The organism is Streptomyces sp. NPDC002809 (assembly GCF_040295435.1).
In the GTDB taxonomy this organism is placed as follows: Bacteria; Actinomycetota; Actinomycetes; order Streptomycetales; family Streptomycetaceae; genus Streptomyces.
The window spans coordinates 1-21,735 of sequence record NZ_JBEOVJ010000116.1; the positions used below are offsets into that span (position 1 = coordinate 1).

Below are 21,735 nucleotides of genomic sequence, written 5' to 3' on the forward strand. Positions count from 1 at the left end.
ATACATCCAGTATGCGGACGCTCCTCCGCCTTGCGATGCACCGCATCTGACGCCGCGCGCTGATCCACCACGGATTACGGGACAGCCCTTAGGTCATAGACCGCCCTCCCCGGAAGCCGGGGCACGGACCCCCTCCCCTCCGGGCCCGTGCCCCGGCTGCTCCGGACCTCCCCACCTCCCCTCGAAGCGCCCGGCCCCGTCGCGCGACGACGCCGGTCCGCTCGCCACCCACACCCGAAAGCGACGTTGGAACCGTGGAGAATCCGAACACCACTTACGCGCCGACGGCGCACGGGAACGGCGGGACGGTCCATTCCCTGCTCGACGACGCGGCCGCGGACACCCCGGACAGTCAGTGTCTGCACGACTCCGCCGGCGAGGTGACGTACCGGCGGATGGCCGAACTCAGCCACGGCTTCGCCGCCTGGCTCGGCGAGCAGGGCGCGGTACGCGGCGACCGGCTGCTCGTGCAGCTCCCCAGCCGGCGCGAGCTGGTGGCCATGGTCTACGGGGCCTCACGCCTCGGGGTGATCCTGGTACCGCTCAACCCCGCGATGAAGGAGTACCACCTCCGGTCCGTCATCGAGGACGCCGAACCCTCCCTCATCATCGGCGACGGCCCCACCACCGAAGTACTCGGCCGGGCCGCCGCACTCCCCGTGCACGACCTCGCGGCGATCTGGCCCCATGTCGAGGAGGCCGCCGGGCGCCCCGCGCCCCCGCCCCTGGACATCGGCGGCGACGACACCGCGTTCCTCGTCTACACCTCCGGCAGCACCGCCGCGCCCAAGGCGGTCGTGTGCCCCCACGCGCAGGTCACCTTCGCCTCCCGCGCCATCCAGGAGGTGCTGGGGTACCGGCCCGACGACGTCGTCTTCTGCCGCTTCCCGATCTCCTGGGACTACGGCCTGTACAAGGTGCTGCTCGCCTGCCTCGGACGCTCGCAACTGGTCCTGGACGGAGGCGAGTCCGACCTCGTACTGCTGCGACGGATGCGCGAGACCGGTGCCACCGTGGTTCCCATCGTGCCGTCCCTGGCCACGATGATCGGCACACTCGCCCGGCGCGACACCCAGGACCCGCTCCCGGTAAGGATGTTCACCAACACCGGTGCCGCGCTGCCCGACCACGCGGTCGCCGCCCTGCGCGAAGCGTTCCCCGGCGTCCAGGTGGTCCGCCAGTTCGGCCAGACCGAGTGCAAGCGCGTCTCCATCATGCCGCCGGACCAGGAGCACGAGCGCCCCCGGTCGGTGGGCCTGCCCCTGCCCGGCACCACCGTCCTCATCCTCGACGCGGAGGGCCGGTCCCTCCCGACCGGCGAGACCGGCGAGATCGTCGCCGTGGGCCCGCACGTCATGCCCGGCTACTGGCGCCGCCCCGAACTCTCCGCACGCACCTTCCGCCGCGACCCCGACACCGGGGCGCTGCGCCTCCACACCGGCGACTACGGCCGGCTCGACGAGGACGGCTACCTCTACTTCGAGGGCCGCCGCGACGACATGTTCAAGCGCAAGGGCATCCGGATGAGCACGGTGGAGATCGAGGCCGCCGCCATGGACATCCCCGGAGTGCGCACCGCCACGGCGCTGCCGCCCACCGAGACCCGCGACCTGGTCATCTTCGCCGAGACGGAACTGGCCCCCCACACCGTCCTGAAGGAACTGGCCGAGCGCCTGGAGCTGGCCAAGGTGCCCGCTCTGTGCCGGGTCCTGGACGAACTGCCGCTGAGCCTGCACGGGAAGAACGCCCGGCAGGTACTGACCGAGATGATCGACGGGGAAGGGCGATGAGCCGCTACCAGGCACTTGCCGAACGCTTCGGCACACCGCTGTACGTGTACGACCTCGACGAGCTCGACGCGGCACGGCAGCAGCTGTTCGACTCCCTGCCCGAGGAGTTCACCCTCTTCTACGCCCTCAAGGCCAACCCCCACCCGGGCCTGGTCCGGGCCCTGCGCGAAGGCGAGGGCCGCCGCTGCCGGCCCGAGATCAGCTCCACCGGCGAACTGGAGTCGGCCCTCTCCGCCGGCTTCCGCGGCGAGGACTGCCTCTACACCGGCCCCGGCAAGACCCCGGGCGAGCTGGACGAGGCGATCCGCCTGGGCGTCCGCGTCTTCTCCACCGACTCGGTCTCCGACGTCCGCCACGTGGCCGACGCCGCCCTGGCGCACGGGGTGACCGCCGACTGCCTGCTGCGCGTCAACAGCGCGTCGGCCAGCGCCACCAGCAGCATCCGGATGACCGGTACGCCCTCGCAGTTCGGCTTCGACAGCGAGACCCTGGCCGACGTGGTCCCCGAGCTGCGGACCGTCGCGGGCGTCCGCATCACCGGGATGCACTTCTTCCCGCTGAGCAATGCCAAGGACGAGGACAGCCTCGTCGGCGAGTTCCAGCACACCATCGAGCTGGCCGCCCGCCTCCAGCACGAACTGGACCTCCCCCTGCGCTTCCTCGACATCGGCGGCGGCTTCACCGTGCCGTACGCCGTGCCCGGCAGCCGCGGGACGTACCCGAAGCTGCGCGGCGAACTCGCGGCCGCGCTGGACACCCACTTCCCGCAGTGGCGGACCGAGGGCCCCGAGATCGCCTGCGAGTCGGGCCGCTACCTCGTCGGGGCGAGCGGCACGCTCGTCGCCTCGGTCAGCAACGTCAAGGTCAGCCGCGGCCGCAAGTTCGTCATCCTCGACGCGGGCATCAACACCTTCGGCGGCATGTCGGGCCTCGGCCGGCTGCTGCCCGTCGCCGTCGGGACCGACTCGGGGGAGTGCGTCGAATCGGCCAGCCTGGTGGGCCCGCTGTGCACACCCGGCGACATCCTCGGCCGTGAGATCGACCTGCCCGCACTCTCCGCCGGAGACCTGGTGACGATCCCCAACGCCGGCGCGTACGGGCCGACCGCCAGCCTGCTGATGTTCCTGGGCCGCCCGGCACCCACCGAGGTCGTCGTGCGGGGGGACACGGTGCTGTCCGTCTCCCGGATCGAGCACAGCCGCTCCTACGCGGCCCTGGACGAACCGTTCGCGAACACCGCCGAGGGAGGCACCGAATGAGCACCGGCCTCATGCACGGCGCCACGAGCACCGTGAGTCCGGCAGGCGCCCGGCGCGGCACCGTGGTCGTCACGACCGTGGCCTCCGACTCGCACACCTGGAACCTCGTCTTCCTCCAGCTGCTCATCGAGGAGCTCGGCTACGAGGTGATCAACCTGGGCCCGTGCGTCCCGGACCGGGTCCTCGTGGACGCCTGCCGGGAGACCGCCCCCGACCTGGTGGTCATCAGCAGCGTCAACGGGCACGGCCACCAGGACGGGCTGCGCGTCATCGAGGCGCTGCGCGCCTGCGGTGAACTGGCCTCGACCCCCGTGGTCATCGGCGGCAAGCTCGGCGTCGCCGGGCAGCAGAGCGACGCGGCGATCGGCGAGCTGATCTCCGCCGGATTCGATGCCGTCTTCGACGACGCCTCCACCGCCGCACGGGAGTTCAGCCGGTTCGTCGGCACGCTCTCCACCGCACCCCGCTCCCTGGAGCGCACCGAGGTCGGGGCGTGAGACCGGGCGCGCACCCGCTCCGGCGGACGGCCGAGGGGGCGCGCCCGGTTGACTTCGGAGCCTTCGTCCGCGCGAGAGGCCGCGCAGGTGACCTGGTGGTGCAGCCCCGGATGGGGTTCAGCGACCCCGCCACCATGCGCGCGGGGCTGGCCGCCACCCGTGCCGCCGACGCCGCGACGGTCGGCACCGTCACCCTCGACAGCTACACGAGGGTCGGCGAACTCGCCTCCGTGGAGAGCGCCTTGCGCGCCGGGGCCGGACTCAACGGCTACCCCATCGTCAGCTACGACACGGCCGTGACCGGGCAGGTCCTCGCGGGGATCAGGGACGAGACGTTCCCGGTCCAGGTCCGGCACGGATCGGCCGTCCCGGGGGACATCTTCGCCGCACTGCGCAGGACGCTGATCAACGCCACCGAGGGCGGCCCCGTCTCCTACTGCCTCCCCTACGGACGTACTCCGCTGGACGAGTCCGTACGGAACTGGGTCCGCTGCACCGAGGATTTCGCACAGCTGCGGGAATCCGGAGTGGAACCGCATCTGGAGACGTTCGGCGGCTGCATGCTCGGGCAATTGTGCCCACCGAGCCAGCTGGTGGCGATCAGTGTGCTCGAAGCGCTTTTCTTCTGCCAGCACGGAATACGCAGTGTGTCGCTCAGTTATGCCCAGCAGACCCACCCGGAACAGGACCGGGAAGCGGTCGCGGCTCTGCGGCGGCTCTGCGCGGAATTGCTTCCGACGACCAACTGGCACGTGGTCATCTACGCCTACATGGGCGTCTACCCGACCACGGACGAGGGCGCCTATCTGCTGCTCGACCAGGCGGCCCGCCTCGCGGTCGACTCCGGGTCGGAACGGCTCATCGTGAAGACGGTGGCGGAATCCCGCCGGATCCCGACCGTCGCGGAGAACGTCGCCGCACTGGAGTCGGCGGCCAGGACCGCGAGGACGGCACCGCCCGGCGGCCCGGCCCGCACGGAGTCGGACTCGCAGACATACGCCGAGGCCAGGGCCCTGATCGAGGGCGTACTGGAACTGTCCCCGGACATCGGGCACGCCTTCGAACTCGCCTTCAGACAAGGTGCTCTGGACATCCCCTACTGCCTGCACCCGGACAACCACGGCCGGGCCCGCAGCTACATCGACGGCGACGGCCGGCTGCGCTGGGCCGGAACCGGGCGGCTGCCGCTGGCCGGGCTCGTCGGCCCGACCCGTGCCCGCGATGTCACCTCGACCGGGCTGATCGCCGATCTCTCCTACGTACAAAGGGCGTTCGACCGGATGGCGCTGGAATCCGGTGACACCCACGACCGCGACGGTGGCGACATCGCGCCGGTCGGAATCCGGTCCCTCTCCGGCGGCGAATCACAGAAGAGTTCCTGAGACTTAGGGGGGCCGTAGGGGCTGTGCGCGGCCCTTTCGCCTTCATAGCGTGACCCGCAGTGGTGCGGTTCCTTGGTGAATTCCGTCCGGTGACGGGCGACAATTGTGTGGAGTGCAGATGACTGAGTCGGAAAACTTCGTCTCTGGCACCGACGGTGTGCCGGACGGGGGCACGGTGCAGCAGGCCGCACTCGTGCGTGAGCTGGAATCCCTCCCCACCTCGGAGCAGACCCGGGTGCTGCTGGACCTGGTGCGGGAGAGCACCACGGCCGTACTGCGGCAGACCCGGCCGGACGCCACGCAGACCGTGGACCCGGCACGCGCCTTCCGTGAGCTGGGGCTCGACTCCGTGGCGCTGGTGGCGCTGCACGCCCGGCTGATCGAGGCCACCGGCCTGCCCCTGCCCCCTACCGTCGCCTTCGACCACCCCTCACCGGCCGCCCTCGCTGCACATCTGCGCACCGAGGCCCTGGGCCTGCCCGACCTGCCCGATCCGGTCTTCGCACCGGCCATCGCCACCGACGACCCGATCGCCGTCGTCGGCATCGGCTGCCGCTACCCCGGTGATGTGTCGTCCCCCGAGGACCTGTGGCAACTCGTCGCCGACGGCACCCACGTCCGCGACGACTTCCCCACCGACCGGGGCTGGGACCTCGACCGCCTCTTCGACGACGACCCCACGGCCCCCGGCACCACCTACGCCCGGCACGGCGGATTCCTGTCCGGTGCGGCCGAGTTCGACGCGGACTTCTTCTCCGTCAGCCCCCGTGAAGCTCTCGCGATGGACCCGCAGCAGCGTCTCGTGCTGGAGACCGTGTGGGAGGCCGTGGAGCGGGCCGGGATCGACGCGCGGACCCTGCGTTCCAGCCGGACCGGCGTCTTCGTCGCCGCCGAGCCGCAGGAGTACGCGATGCGCCTGCACGAGGCGCCGGACGGCCTGGACGGATACCTGCTCAGCGGCAACGCACCCAGCGTGGTCTCCGGCCGGGTCGCCTACACGCTCGGCCTGGAAGGCCCCGCGCTGACCGTCGACACCGCCTGCTCGGGTTCGCTCGTCGGCATCCACCTCGCCGTCCAGTCCCTGCGGCGCGGCGAGTGCACCCTCGCGCTGGCCGGCGGGGTCGCCGTCATGGGCAGCCCCGGCGTGTTCACCGCGTTCGCGCGGCAGCGCGGTCTCGCAGCCGACGGCACGGTCAAGGCGTTCGCCGCCGCCGCGGACGGCACCGCGTTCGCGGAGGGCGCCGGTGTGTTCGTCCTGGAACGCCTCTCCGACGCACGGGCCAACAACCACCCGGTCCTCGCCGTGATCCGCGGCACGGCGATCAACCAGGACGGCGCGTCCAACGGCCTGACCGCGCCGAGCGGCCGCGCCCAGCGCCAGGTCATCCGCCAGGCACTCGCGGACGCCGGACTCACCACCGGCGACATCGACGCCGTCGAGGCGCACGGCACCGGCACCACGCTCGGCGACCCGATCGAGGCCCAGGCGCTGATAGCCACCTACGGGCAGGAGCGCACCGGGGGACCGGTCCGGCTCGGTTCGGTGAAGTCCAACATCGGGCACACCCAGGCGGCGGCGGGCTCGGCAGGCCTGATCAAGATGATCATGGCGATGCGCCACGGTCTGCTGCCCGCGACGCTGCACGTGGACGCCCCCTCGCCCAACGTCGACTGGTCGGCGGGGGATGTCCGGCTGCTGACCGAACCCGTACCGTGGACGCCCGGCGAACGCACCCGCCGGGCCGCCGTCTCCTCCTTCGGCGTCAGCGGCACCAACGCCCACATCGTCGTCGAGGAACCGCCGGCCGAGACCACGCAGAGCGCCGCCGCCGAGGGCGACGGCACCCCTGCCGAGGACGGACGGCCCCTGCCGGCAACGCTCTCGGCGAAGAGCGACGCCGCCCTGCGCGACCAGGCGCGACGCCTGCTCGCACACATCGAGAGGACCCCCGGCGCCCGGCCGCTCGACCTCGCCCACTCCCTGGCGACCACCCGCTCCGCGCTGCCGCACCGCGCCGTGGTGCTCACCGGCGACCGCGCGGGCCTCCTCGACGGGCTGCGCGCAGTGGCGGACGGCCGCGACGCCCCCGGCGTGTTCACCTCGGTCACCGGCGGCGGCACCGCGTTCCTCTTCACCGGCCAGGGCAGCCAGCGCCTCGCCATGGGACGCCGCCTGTACGACGCCTACCCGGTCTACGCCAAGGCCCTCGACAACGCCATCGGCTACCTCGACCTCCAGCTCGACCGCTCCCTGTGGGACGTCCTGTTCGCCGACGAGGACACCCCCGAGGCGGCCCTGCTGGACCGCACCATGTACGCGCAGGCGGCCCTCTTCGCCGTCGAGGTCGCCCTGTTCAGGCTCCTGGAGTCCTGGGGCGTCCACCCCGACTACGTGGCCGGGCACTCCATCGGCGAGCTGACCGCCGCACACGTCGCAGGTGTGCTCTCGCTCGACGACGCCGCCACCCTCGTCGCCGCACGCGGCCGGCTGATGCAGGCACTGCCCGAGGGCGGCGCCATGATCGCCGTGGAGGCGGACGAGGAGACGGTGGAGCCGCTCCTCGCGCGCTGCCGCGACACGGTGAGCATCGCCGCGGTCAACGGCCCCCGCTCGGTCGTCCTTTCCGGGGACGAGGACACGGTCACCGCCCTCGCCGCACGGCTGGAGACCGACGGCCACCGCACCAAGCGGCTCCGGGTCAGCCACGCGTTCCACTCGCCGCTGATGGAACCCATGCTCGACGAGTTCCGCCAGATCGCCCGGATCCTCACCTACAACGCACCGAAGCTCCCCGTCGTCTCCGCCCTCACCGGCGGGCTCGCCACCGCCGGGGAACTCACCGACCCCGAGTACTGGGTACGGCACATCAGCGCGCCCGTACGCTTCCACGACACCGTCGCCTCCCTCACGGACCGGGACGTCGCCACCTTCCTCGAACTCGGACCCGACCCGGTGCTCTGCGCCATGGGCCGCGCGAGCGCCGACCCGTCCGCGGTGTTCACCCCGCTCATGCGCCGCGGGCACGACGAGGCGTACCAGCTGCTCAGCGCCCTGGCCGTCGCCCACGCGCGCGGCACGCGTGTCGACTGGCACGCCTTCTTCGCCGGTGCCGGCGCCCACCGCGTCGAGCTGCCCACCTACGCCTTCCAGCGCGAGCGGTTCTGGCTCAGCGCCCCCGACGCCGCCCAGGACGCGACGGCGCTCGGCCAGATGGCCGCCGACCACCCCCTGCTGGGCGCGGTGGTGGGCCTCGCCGACACCGGGGGCGCCGTCCTCACGGGACGGGTCTCGCTGCGCTCGCACCCCTGGCTCGCCGACCACGTGATCGACGGCCATGTCCTGCTGCCCGGCACCGCGTTCGTCGACCTCGCGGTCCGGGCCGGTGAACAGACCGGCTGCGAACGGCTCGACGAACTGGTCATGGCGGCCCCGCTGACCCTGCCCACCACGGGCGGCGTCGCCCTCCAGATCGTCGTCGACGCCCCCGACACCACCGGCCGGCGCGCCGTCGCCTTCTACTCACGCGACGAGGACGCCCCCGCCGACGCACCCTGGACCCGTCACGCCACCGGCCGCCTGGCCCCCGGGGACCTGTCCGCGCCACCGGCCCCGGGCTTCGCGGCGGGCACCTGGCCGCCCCCCGGCGCCGAACCCGTCGACATCACCGGCCTCTACGGCGACCTGGCCACGCAGGGCTACGGATACGGCCCCGCCTTCCACGGACTGCGAGCGGTCTGGAAGGCAGGGGAGGGCGAGGTCTTCGCCGAGGTACGGCTGCCCGACACGGCAGGCGACCCGGCCTCCGCCTACGGACTCCACCCGGCACTCCTCGACGCGGTCCTGCACGCCACGGACTTCGCCACAGCGGCCGCCACGGACGGCCCGGACGGCCGCATCCTGCTGCCCTTCGCCTGGACCGGCGTCACCCTGCACGCGGCGGGCGCAACCACGCTGCGGGTGCGCGTCACCGCCACCGGCACCGACGAGGTCACCCTCGAACTGGCCGACGCCACCGGAGCCCCGGTGGCCTCCGTCGACTCCTTCCTCGTCCGGCCCCTCGCGGCCGGCGGACTGGCCGCCACCGCCCACCCCGACGCGCTCCACCACGTCCGGTGGACCCCGCTGCCGACCCCCGCCGCCACTCCGGCGAACCCCGACGCCGCCGTCCACGCCTGCCCCGCACCGACCGGACCCGACGTCGCCGCCGACGTACGCACCGTCCTCGGCACCACGCTGACGGCCGTACACGACTGGCTCACCGACGAGAGGTCCACCACCGGGCGCCTGACCGTACTCACCCGGGGCGCGGTCGCCGCCGCCCCCGGCGAGCAGGCCGCACTCGCCCAGGCCCCCGTCTGGGGCCTGGTGCGCTCGGCGCAGGCCGAACACCCCGGCCGCTTCCTCCTGCTCGACACCGACGGCTCCCTCGGCACCGACGAACTGCTGCGCCTCACCGCCGGCTCGAACGAGCCCGAAATCGCCCTGCGGGACGGTCGGTTGCACGCCCCACGGCTGACCCGCACCACACAGGCGCCGGACACCGCAGCCACCCCCTGGCGCACCGACGGCACCGTCCTGATCACCGGTGGCACCGGCGGCGTCGGTGCCACGGTCGCCCGGCACCTGGTCACCGCACACGGTGTGCGCGGACTGCTGCTCACCGGCCGCCGGGGCGCGGACGCCCCCGGTGCCGAGGAACTGCGCGCCGAGCTGACCGCACTCGGTGCCGAGGTCGTCATCGCGGCCTGCGACGCCGCCGACCGCGAGGCGCTGGCCGACGTGCTGGCCGCCGTACCGGAGCGGCTGCCACTGAGCGCCGTGGTGCACGCGGCGGGGGTGCTCGACGACGCACTGGTCGACTCCCTCGACGACGCCCGCCTGGACACCGTCCTGCGGCCCAAGGCCGACGGGGCGTGGAACCTGCACGAGCTAACCCGCGACAACGACCTGTCGGCGTTCGTCCTGTTCTCCTCCACCGCCACCCTCCTGGACGGTGCGGGACAGGGTAACTACGCCGCCGCCAACGTCTTCCTCGACGCCCTGGCCACCCACCGTGCCCCCCTCGGCCTCCCCGCGACCTCCCTCGCCTGGGGGCTGTGGACCGGCACCGGCGGCATGGGCGGCAGCCTCGACGAAGCCGCGCTGCGGCGCATCGAACGCCTCGGCCTCCAGCCCCTGTCCGTCGCGGAGAACCTCGCCCTCCTGGACCGTGCGATCACCACGGCCGACCACCCGGCCGTCGTGCCGGTACGGCTGAACCTGCGCACACTCAACGCCCGCGCCGACGACGTCCCGGCCCTTCTGCGCGCCCTGGTCCGTCCGCCGCGCCGCGCCGTGGGCGCCGGCGGGGTCAGCGTCGAACAGTCACTCGCGCGGAGCCTGAGCGGCCTGACCCGCTCGGAGCGCGGCGAGGCCCTGCTCGATCTGGTACGTACCCAGGTGGCCGCAGTCCTCGGCCACGACGGGCCCGAACGCGTCCTGACCACAAGGGCGTTCAACGAGATGGGCTTCGACTCCCTCGCGGCCGTCGAACTCCGCAACCGGCTCGGCGCCGCGACCGGTCTGCCACTGACGGCCACGCTCGTCTTCGACTATCCCTCGCCCGGAGCCCTCGCCGACCACCTGGCCTCCCGGCTCGGCGGCGACGCGGAGCGGCAGGCCGGGCGGCGCACTCCGGCCGCCCCCACCGCGTCCGACGACGATCCCATCGCCATCGTCTCCATGGCCTGCCGCTACCCCGGCGGCGTGACCTCGCCCGAGGAGCTGTGGCAGCTCGTCGAGGAGGGACGCGACGTCGTCTCGGCATTCCCCACCGACCGCGGCTGGGCCACCGACATCCACGACACCGACCCGGGCGCGCCGGGCAAGAGCCTCACGGACCAGGGCGGATTCCTCTACGGGGCGGCCGACTTCGACGCCGAGTTCTTCGGCATCAGCCCCCGCGAGGCCCAGGCCATGGACCCCCAGCAGCGGCTGCTGCTGGAGATCGCCTGGGAGACCGTCGAACGCGCGGGCATCGACCCGCACTCCCTGCGTGGCAGTGACACCGGTGTCTTCGCCGGTGTGATGTACCACGACTGGGGGCTGCGGCTCGGCCCGCTGCCCGAGCACGTGGCCGGCTACCACGGCAACGGCAGCCTCGCCAGCGTGGTCTCCGGACGGGTCGCCTACACCCTGGGCATCGAAGGTCCCGCCGTCACCGTCGACACCGCGTGCTCGTCCTCCCTCGTCGCCCTGCACTGGGCCGCCCAGGCCCTGCGCCGCGGCGACTGTGCCCTCGCCCTGGCCGGCGGCGTCACCGTCATGTCCACCCCGGACACCTTCGTCGACATGAGCAGGCAGCGCGGCCTGGCCACCGACGGGCGGTGCAAGTCGTTCGGCAGCGGCGCCGACGGCACCGGCTGGGGCGAGGGCGTCGGCATGCTCCTGCTGGAGCGGCTCTCCGACGCCGAACGCAACGGCCACCGCGTGCTCGGAATCGTCCGGGGCTCCGCCGTCAACTCCGACGGAGCCTCGAACGGCCTCACGGCCCCCAACGGCCCGGCCCAACAGCGCGTCATCCGGCGCGCGTTGAGCGTCGCGGGCCTCACTCCGGCCGATGTCGACGCCGTCGAGGGCCATGGCACCGGCACCGTTCTGGGCGACCCGATCGAGGCCCAGGCGCTGCTGGAGACGTACGGCCAGGAGCGCCCCGCCGCCGACAGCCCGCTGCTGCTCGGCTCCATCAAGTCCAACATGGGCCACACCCAGGCGGCGGCCGGCGTGGCGGGCATCATCAAGATGGTGCAGGCGATGCGCCACGGCACCCTGCCCGCGACCCTGCACGCCGACGAGCCGTCCCCTCAGGTGGACTGGGATTCCGGCGCCGTCGAGCTGCTGACCGGCCCGACCGCCTGGCCCGCGCACGGCCGTCCGCGTCGCGCAGGCGTGTCGTCGTTCGGCATCAGCGGCACCAACGCCCACGTGATCATCGAGGAGCCGCCCGCCACCACGCCGCCCGCCATCGCACCACCCGCCACCACGCCGCAGGACGCGCCCGAGCAGGCCGGTTCCACGCCCGGCCCGGTCGTCTGGCCGATCGCGGCGAGGACCCCGGACGCGCTGAGCGACCAGGCGGCACGCCTGCTCAGCCACCTCGCGACCGTCCCCGACGACGCACTCGCCGCGACGGGCCACGCCCTCGCGACGACCCGCGCCGCTCTGGACCACCGCGCCGTCGCGATCGGCGCCGACCGTACGGAACTCTCCGCCGCACTGGAGGCGTTGGCCTCCGGTGGCGGGCCGGTGCGGGACGCGGTGAGCGAGGGCAAGGTCGCGTTCCTGTTCACGGGTCAGGGTGCGCAGCGGCTTGGTATGGGCCGCGAGTTGTACGGGGCGTTCCCGGTGTTCGCGGAGGCGCTCGACGCGGTTCTCACGGAGTTGGATGCCCGGTTGGGCGTGAGTCTGCGTGAGGTGGTGTGGGGTGAGGACGCCGGACTGCTGAACGGGACGATGTTCGCTCAGGCCGGTCTGTTCGCGGTGGAGACGGCGTTGTTCCGGCTGGTGGAGTCGTGGGGTGTGCGTCCGGACTTCCTGGTGGGCCATTCGGTCGGTGAGATTGCGGCGGCGCATGTGTCGGGTGCGCTGTCCTTGGCCGACGCTGCCGAACTCGTCGTTGCGCGGGGTCGGTTGATGCAGGCCCTTCCCGCCGGTGGGTCGATGGTGGCGGTGGAGGCGACGGAGGCCGAGGTGCTCCCGCTGCTGAACGGTGAGGTGGGGATCGCTGCGGTCAACGGTCCGCGGTCCGTCGTCGTCTCGGGTACGGAGGCGGCGGTTCGCGAGTTGGTCGCGACGTTCGAGGCGCAGGACCGCAGGACAAGCGCGCTGAGGGTGTCTCACGCCTTCCATTCACCTCTGATGGAGCCGATGCTGGCGGAGTTCGGGACGGTGGTCTCCGGGCTGTCGTTCGCTGACCCGTCGATCCCTGTGGTGTCGGGTGTGTCCGGGGATCTGTCCGAGGGCTGGGGCTCGCCGGAGTACTGGGTGCGACACGTCCGCGAAGCGGTGCGGTTCGCAGACGCGGTCCGGTTCCTGGAGGACCGCGGTGTCACCTCGTACATCGAGATCGGACCGGACGCCGTGCTCAGCGGGATGGGCCAGGACTGCGTCCAGGACACGGAGGCGACGGCGTTCGTCCCGTCGCTGCGACGGAACCGGCCCGAGGCCCGCGAACTCCTCGCCGCCGTCGGCCGCGCCCACGCACGAGGTGTCACCGTCGCGTGGGACGCCCTCTTCGGTCTCCACGGCATCGGACAGGGCCCGGACCTGCCCACCTACGCCTTCCAGCACCAGCGCTACTGGCTCGACCTGGCCACCGCCCCCGGCGACCTGGACGCAGTCGGTCTCGAAGCGGTCACCCACCCCCTGCTGAGCGCCGCGGTGGCGACGCCGGACGACGGCGGGGTCGTCCTCACGGGGCGGCTCGCGACCGGCACCCAGCCGTGGCTCGCGGACCACGGCGTACTGGGCAGCGTGCTGCTGCCGGGCACCGGTTTCGTCGAGCTGGCGATCCGGGCGGGCGACCACGTCGGCTGCGGCCGGATCGAGGAGCTTCTCCTCGAAGCGCCGCTGACGCTGCCGGCCCGGGGAGGTGTCGCCCTGCGCGTCGTCGTCGGCGCACCGGACCCCTCAGGCGCCTGCACGGTCAGCATCCACTCACGCGGCTCCTCGGACCCGGACGCTCCGTGGACCAGACATGCCCACGGCACCCTCACCCGCGAGGCATCCGAACCCGCCTTCGACCTCACCCAGTGGCCGCCGGCCGGTGCCACCCCGGTCGACGTCGCATCCGCCTATGAGCGGCTGCGCGAGCGCGGCTACGCCTACGGCCCCGCCTTCCAGGGCCTGCGCGCGGCCTGGCGGCGCGGCGACGACGTGTTCGCCGAGGTGGCACTCGACGGTGCCGCCCGCGACGAGGCGCCGGCCTTCGGGCTGCACCCCGCGCTCCTCGACGCGGCCATGCACGCCGATCTGCTGACTGACCCGGCCGCCGACGCGGCCACCCTGCTGCCCTTCTCGTGGAACGGCGTCACCCTGCACGCCGCCGGAACCCCCTCGCTGCGCGTCCACATCCAGCGGATTCGCGGCGACGAGGTGTCCGCCATCCTGGTCGCCGACGAGAGCGGCGCACCGGTGGCCACCGTGGAGTCGCTCGTCTCCCGCCCGGTCTCGCCGGAGCAGATCGCCGCAGCCTCGGGCGCATCCTCCGCGGCCCTCCACCGGATCGTCTGGCAGCGGACGGAGCCCGCCGCCGCGAAGACCGGCACCGCCTCCGCGTACACCGTCCTGCACTGCCCGGCACCGCCCGAGGGCCAGGACGTCCCGGCCGCCGTGCGCGCCCTCACCCACCGGGTGCTCGGCGAGATACGCGACCGGCTCGCCGACCCCGAGGCGGGCACCGCCCCCCTCGTCGTCGTCACCCGGCGTGCCGTGCCCGTGCGGTCCGCCGAGGACGTGGACCCGGTCCAGGCCCCCGTATGGGGTCTGGTGCGTGCCGCACAGGCCGAGAACCCGGGGCGGTTCCACCTCCTCGACGTCGAGGACGAGTCCGAGGCGACGGCTGCCGCCCTCGCTGCTGCCGTCGCGTCCGGCGAGCCCGAATCCGCCCTGCGCGGCGGCGAGTCCTGGGTGCCGCGACTGGGCCGTGCCACCGCCCCCGATCCCGCACGGTCCGCCCCGTGGGACACCGAGGGCACCGTACTGATCACCGGAGGCACCAGCGGCCTCGGCGCACTCGTCGCGCGTCACCTCGTCACCGGGCACGGCGTACGGCATCTCCTCCTGGCCGGCCGACGCGGCATGGCGGCGCCCGGTGCCGAGGCACTGGCCGCCGAACTGACGGGTCTCGGCGCCCGGGTGGAGATCGCCGCATGTGATGTGGCCGACCGCGAGGGACTGGCCGCCCTGCTCGCCGGGATCGACGCCGACCGCCCGCTGCGCGCCGTCGTGCACGCCGCGGCGGTCGCCGACGGCGGCCTGGTCGGCAGCCTCACGCCCGAACGGTTCGACGCCGTCCTGCGCCCCAAGGCCGAGGGCGCCTGGCATCTGCACGAGCTGACCAGGGACACCGATCTCACCGCGTTCGTCATGTTCTCCTCGGCAGGCGGCCTCGTCCTCGCTGCCGGACAGGCCGACTACGCGGCGGCCAACGTCTTCCTGGACGCGCTCGCCACCCATCGCGCGGCCGCCGGACTGCCCGCGACGTCCCTCGCGTTCGGCATGTGGGAGGTCAGCACCGGGCTCGGCGGCGACCTCACCGAAGCCGACCTGGAGCGGATGCGCAGGCTCGGTCTGCCGGCCCTCCCCGCCGACCGGGGTCTGGAACTCTTCGACGCCGCCCTCGTCGCCGAGGACACGGTCGTCGTCCCCCTCGCCATCGACGCGGCGGCGCTCGCCGCCCGCAGCGACGAGGTGCCCGCACTGCTGCGCGGCCGGGTCCGTACCCCCGCCCGCCGCACCGTCCGGGCAGCCGCCACCGGCTCCGCCCTGGAACGCCGCCTGGCCGGTGCGACCCCCGACGAGCGGGCCCGCATCCTGCTGGACACGGTCCGCACCCAGGTGGCCTCCGTACTCGGCCAGCCGACCCCCGAGGCGGTCGGACCCGACACGGCCTTCCGCGACCAGGGATTCGACTCCCTCGCCGCCGTGGAACTGCGTAACCTGCTGGTCGGCTCCACGGGGCTGCGACTGCCCGCGACCCTGGTCTTCGACTACCCCAACTCCCGTGCGGTGGCCGGACATCTCGACACCCTGCTCACCGGCGCGACCACCACGGCCGCTCCCGCCGCCACCCCACGCGCGGCCGTCGACGACGACCCGATCGCCGTGGTCGCCATCAGCTGCCGCTTCCCCGGAGGCGTCCGCTCACCCGAGGACCTGTGGGACCTCGTCGCCGACGGTGTCGACGCCATCGGCGACTTCCCCGCGGACCGTGGCTGGGACGCCGACGCCCTCTACGACCCCGAGCCGGGACTCCCCGGCCGCACCTATGTGCGCGAAGGCGGATTCCTCTACGACGCGGCCGAGTTCGACCCCGAGTTCTTCGGCATCATGCCGCGCGAGGCCCTCGCGATGGACCCGCAGCAGCGCCTGCTGCTCCAGTCCGCGTGGGAGACGTTCGAGCGCGCCGGAATCGACCCGGAGACGCTGCGCGGCAGCCAGACCGGTGTGTACGCCGGTGTGATGTACCACGAGTACGGCAGCCGGGTCACCGATGTTCCCGACGACCTGGCCGGCTACCTCGGCAACGGCAGCGCGGGCAGCATCGCCTCCGGCCGCGTCGCCTACGCGCTGGGCCTCGAAGGGCCCGCCGTCACGGTCGACACCGCCTGCTCCTCCTCCCTGGTGAGCCTCCACATGGCCTGCCAGGCGCTGCGTACCGGTGAGATCGACCTCGCCCTGGCGGGCGGTGTCACGGTCATGCCGACCCCGGAGATCTTCGTCGACTTCAGCCGGCAGCGCGGACTCGCGGCCGACGGACGCTCCAAGGCGTTCGCCGGCGCCGCCGACGGCACGAGCTGGTCCGAGGGTGTCGGGCTCCTGCTGGTGGAGCGCCTCTCCGACGCCCGCCGCAACGGGCACCCCGTCCTCGCGGTGGTCCGGGGCAGTGCCATCAACCAGGACGGCGCCTCCAACGGTCTGACCGCCCCCAACGGCCCCTCCCAGCAGCGCGTCATCCACAAGGCCCTGTCGGCCGCGGGGCTCACCCCCGCCGACGTGGACGCGGTGGAGGGACACGGCACCGGCACCCGGCTCGGCGACCCGATCGAGGCGCAGGCCCTGCTCGCCACGTACGGTCAGGGCCGGCCCGCCGACCGCCCGCTGTGGCTCGGCTCGGTCAAGTCGAACATCGGGCACGCCCAGGCCGCCGCAGGTGTCAGCGGAGTCATCAAGATGGTGATGGCCCTGCGCAACGGCCTGCTGCCCCGGACCCTGCACGTCGACGAGCCGTCACCGCAGGTGGACTGGGAGGCCGGTGGCGTACGACTGCTGACCGAGCCGGTCACCTGGGCGGCGCACGACCGGCCCCGACGGGCAGGCGTCTCCTCCTTCGGGCTCAGCGGAACCAACGCCCACGTCATCATCGAAGAGGCACCGGCGGCCGAGGAGGGCGAACCGGACGGCACCGCCGCCCCGCTTTCACCCGCCCCGCTGCCCGTCGTACCGCTGCCGCTCTCCGCGCGGAGCGCCACGGCGCTCACGGCGCAGGCCGAGCGCCTTCTCGCCCATGCGGAGGCCCACCCCGACGAGTCGCTGGTGGATATCGGTCACTCGCTGGCGACGACGCGTGCGGTGCTGGATCACCGTGCGGTGGTGCTGTCCGCGGATCGTGAGGCGGCGGTGCGTGCGCTGTCGGATCTGGTGGCGGGCCGGGAGAGCGCGGATGTCGTCACGTCGGCGGGTTCATCCGCGGAGGGTCTGACGGCGTTCCTGTTCACGGGGCAGGGTGCGCAGCGGCTCGGCATGGGCCGCGAGTTGTACGGGGCGTTTCCGGTGTTCGCGGAGGCGTTCGACGCGGTGGTGGCCGAACTGGACGCCCGGCTGGGCCGCTCCCTGCGTGAGGTGGTGTGGGGTGAGGACGCCGGTCTGCTGAACGGGACGATGTTCGCTCAGGCCGGTCTGTTCGCGGTCGAGACCGCGTTGTTCCGGCTGGTGGATTCATGGGGCGTACGCGCCGATGTGGTGGCGGGGCATTCGATCGGTGAGATCACGGCCGCGCATGTGTCGGGCGTGCTGTCGCTGCCGGACGCTGCCGAACTGGTTGTGGCACGCGGCCGGTTGATGCAGGCGCTCCCGGCCGGCGGGGTGATGGTGGCGGTGGCCGCGTCGGAGGACGAGGTGCTTCCGCTGCTGAACGGCGACGTGGGGCTGGCGGCGGTGAACGGTCCGTCGGCCGTCGTGGTGTCGGGGGCGGAGAAGGAGACGCTCGCGGTCGCGGAGCACTTCGCCGCGCTGGGGCGCCGGACGAAGCGGCTGGCCGTGTCGCACGCCTTCCACTCACCGCTCATGGAACCCATGCTCGACGCGTTCCGGAAGGTCGCCGAGACACTCTCGTACAACGCCCCCTCGATACGCGTCGTGTCCCATGTGACCGGAACCGAAGCGACCGCCGAGCAGCTGACGTCGCCCGAGTACTGGGTACGTCACGTGCGTGAGGCCGTCCGTTTCGACGACGGCATCGCCCACCTCGCGAGCCAGGGCGTCACCCGCTTCGTGGAACTCGGACCCGACGCGGTGCTCACCGCACTCGCCGAGGCCACCGCGCACCACTCGCCCGACACCCTCACCGTGCCCGCCCTGCGCAAGGGCCGGCCGGAGGTTCCCACCCTGCTCGCAGCCCTTGCCCGGCTGCACGTCGCCGGACCCGGCATCAGCTGGGCCGATGTCCTCGCCGGTCGCGGCGGCCGCAAGGTCGAGCTGCCCACGTACGCCTTCGACCGGACCACGTACTGGCTCGACGCCCCCGATCCCGTCGGCGGCGATGTGACCGGCCTCGGCCAGACCGCGGCCGAGCACCCGCTGCTCAGTGCCGTGGTCGCCTCCCCGGAGGCCGGCGGTGTGGTGCTCACCGGGCGCCTCTCGGTCCGCACCCACCCCTGGCTCGCCGACCACGACGTCCTCGGGACCGTGCTGCTGCCCGGCACCGGCTACATCGAACTGGCCATCCGGGCCGGTGAGGAGGTCGGCTGCGAGGTGGTGGAGGAACTCACCATCGAGGCACTGATGCCACTCCCGCCCCACGGCGGACTCGCCGTCCAGGTCGTCGTCGACGCACCCGACGCGGGCGGGCGCTGCTCACTCGCCGTCTACTCCCGCGCCGACGACGCCCCGGCCGGCGCACCCTGGAGCAAGCACGCCAGCGGCGTGCTCGCCCCGGGCAGCGGACAGGCGCCGCCCGCCGGCACCTTTGCCCCCGCCCCGGCCGACTGGCCGCCCACGGGCGCGACCGAGGTCGACATCTCCGGTGTGTACGACTACCTCACCGGTCAGGGCTACGGCTACGGCCCCATGTTCCGGGGCCTGCGCGGCATCTGGTCCCGGGGCCGCGAGACGTTCGCGGAGGTGTCCCTGCCGGAGGACTCCCTGGACGTCGGCAAGGACTTCCGTCTCCACCCGTCGATCCTCGACGCGGCGCTGAGCGCGACCGACTTCATGGACGGGCGCCGCCCCCAGGACGTCGGCGGCACCCAGCTGCCGTTCGCCTGGTCCGGCGTCACCCTGCACGCCGCAGGCTCCTCGCGGCTGCGGGTACGCATCACCGCCGTCGAATCCCACCGGTCACAGGGGTCGGACGCGGTACGCCTCGAACTCACCGACCCCATGGGCACCCCGGTCGCCACGATCGACTCCCTCGTGGTCCGCCCCGTCACCGCGGCCAAGGTCAACGCGGCCGCCGCCGCGGGTGGCGGCGGTGAGCACGAGACCGTGTTCCAGCTGGTCACCCAGCAACTGCCCCTCGGCGCGGCCGTCGCCGCGGCCACGGACCGCTGGGCGGTGCTCGGCGCCGGTCCCGGAGACACTCCCGCCGCCGGACCCGGAACCGCCCACCGTGACCTCTCCGCCCTCGGTGCCGCGCTGACCGGTGGCGCCCCGGTCCCCGACGTCGTCGTCCTGCCCGTGCCTCGGTCCACTGAGCACGACGACATCCCGGCGGCCGTCCGCTCCGTGACCGGACAGGTCCTCGCCACGCTCCAGTCATGGCTCGCGGACGAGCGGTACGCACGGTCCCGCCTCATGGTGGTCACCCGTGACGCACTCCCCGTCGAGGAGAGCGACACCGCCGCGGACCTGGTCCAGGCTCCGGTGTGGGGGCTGCTGCGCGCCGCCCAGGAGGAGTACCCCGGCCGGTTCGTCCTCGTCGACTCCGACGGCAGTGCCACGGCCCGCGAGTCGCTGCCCGCCGTGGCCGCGTCCGGTGAACCCGAAGCGATCCTGCGCGGCGCCGAGGTACGGGTGCCCCGGCTGGCCCGGGTTCCGGCGACAGCACCCACGGTGCCCCTGCCCTGGGACGCCGAAGGGACCGTACTGATCACCGGTGGGACCAGCGGTCTCGGCGCCGTCGTCGCCCGCCACCTGGTGGAACGGCACGGCGTACGCCATCTCCTGCTCGCCGGACGGCGCGGCAAGGACGCACCCGGAGCCACCGAACTCCGCGACGCACTGCACGGACTCGGCGCTCGCGTCACCCTCGCGGCCTGCGACACGTCCGACCGCGCGGCCGTCGACGAACTGCTGACCGCGATACCGGCCGCACACCCGCTGACGGCGGTGGTCCACGCGGCCGCGGTCATGGACAACGCGCTGCTCGCCGCCCTCACCCCCGCACAGATCGACACGGTGATGCGCCCCAAGGTGGACGCGGCCTGGAATCTGCACGAGGCGACACGCGGCATGGACCTGAAGGCGTTCATCCTCTTCTCCTCCTGCGCCGGCCTGGTCGTCGGCATCGGCCAGGGCAACTACGCCGCGGCCAACCGCTTCCTGGACGCTCTCTCCGCACACCGCCGCGCGGCCGGACTTCCCGGTACGTCGCTGGCGTTCGGCCTCTGGGAGACCAGGACGGGCCTCGGGGGCGGGGTCACCCACGCCGACCTGCGACGCATGCGCACCATGGGCATGCCGGCGCTGCCGACCGCCGAAGGCCTTGCCCTTCTCGACGAGGCCCTGGAACTCGACCGGCCCGTGCTCGTACCGATCCGGGTGGAACGCGACCAGCACGCCACGGCCGAACCGCCGCACCTGCTGAAGGACGTGCTCGGAGCACCGGAACGGCCCACCGCCCGCAAGGAGGTGCGGGCGCCCGCCGTCACCGCGGTGGCCGCCCCCGCCGCCTCCGGACTGACCCTGGAACAAAGGCTGTCAGGCATGAAGGCCGCCGAGCGCAGGCGCACCGTCCTGGACGTCGTGCGCGAGCAGGTCGCCGGGGTCAGTCACAGCGTTCCGGCCACCATCGACGTCTCCAAGGGCTTCACCGAGCTCGGCCTCGACTCGCTCGCCGCAATCGATCTGCGCAACCGGCTGCAGAAGGCCACCGGCCTCCGACTCCCGGCGACCCTCATGTTCGACTACCCCAGCCCGGCGGTACTGGCCGACTTCCTCCTCGACGAACTCCCGCCGGGCCTCGACGAGAACACGCCCGACACACCTGCCGGCACCGCACCCGCCCCCGCGCAGAGCGGCCCGGGGGGCGCGGAGACCGACGCCTCCATCCGGCAGGCCCTCGCGGACATCCCGGTCGACGCGCTCCGGGAGTCCGGCCTGCTGGACGCACTGCTGAAACTCGCCGCCCGACCCGCGGCACCCGCACCCGCCACCGAATCCGGCACACGCGCCCCACAGGGCGGGGCCGCACAGGCCGGCGAAGCGATCAGGACCATGGACGTCGACGACCTGGTGCGCGCCGCGCTCGCGTCCGCCGACCCGACCCGGAACCCGAGCGAGGGCTGAGAACATCATGGAAACATCTGTAGAGCAGCTGGTCGCCGCCCTCCGCACGACCATGGTCGAGAACGAACGACTCCGCTCGGCCAACGACCGGCTCACCGTCGACGCCACCGAGCCGATCGCGATCGTGGGGATGGCGTGTCGTTATCCGGGTGGTGTGGGTTCTCCGGATGAGTTGTGGGATCTGGTGGCGGAGGGCCGGGACGGTGTGTCGGGGTTTCCGGTGGACCGTGGGTGGGATGTGGAGGGGCTTTACGATCCGGAGCCGGGGAAGCCGAATCGTACGGTGACGCGTGAGGGTGGTTTCCTGTATGACGCGGCTGA

At 73.1% G+C, this 21,735-nt stretch carries 6 protein-coding genes; all 6 read left to right on the forward strand.

Features of this window, described 5'->3' with window-relative positions:
• Positions 1-254: 254 nt before the first annotated feature.
• Entirely contained in the window at positions 255-1,790 is a 1,536-nt protein-coding gene (locus tag ABT025_RS36800) for an AMP-binding protein (RefSeq protein WP_351003030.1), read from the forward strand.
• Complete coding sequence (locus ABT025_RS36805; RefSeq protein WP_351003031.1) at positions 1,787-3,049, forward strand: type III PLP-dependent enzyme domain-containing protein; 1,263 nt, start codon at positions 1,787-1,789, stop codon at positions 3,047-3,049. Before ABT025_RS36800 ends, ABT025_RS36805 begins: the two co-directional genes overlap by 4 nt.
• Positions 3,046-3,546, forward strand: a complete 501-nt coding sequence (locus ABT025_RS36810; protein WP_351003032.1) for a cobalamin B12-binding domain-containing protein — start codon at positions 3,046-3,048, stop codon at positions 3,544-3,546. The genes ABT025_RS36805 and ABT025_RS36810 overlap by 4 nt, the downstream gene beginning before the upstream one ends.
• On the forward strand, positions 3,543-4,928 hold the full coding sequence (locus ABT025_RS36815) for a methylaspartate mutase (protein WP_351003033.1): 1,386 nt from the start codon (positions 3,543-3,545) through the stop codon (positions 4,926-4,928). Before ABT025_RS36810 ends, ABT025_RS36815 begins: the two co-directional genes overlap by 4 nt.
• Positions 4,929-5,046: 118 nt before the next feature.
• Positions 5,047-21,414, forward strand: coding sequence for an SDR family NAD(P)-dependent oxidoreductase (locus tag ABT025_RS36820; RefSeq protein ID WP_351003034.1), 16,368 nt, complete (start codon positions 5,047-5,049; stop codon positions 21,412-21,414).
• Between the two features lie 7 nt (positions 21,415-21,421).
• A partial coding sequence (locus ABT025_RS36825) for a beta-ketoacyl synthase N-terminal-like domain-containing protein (RefSeq protein ID WP_351003035.1) occupies positions 21,422-21,735 on the forward strand: 314 nt, incomplete at its 3' end.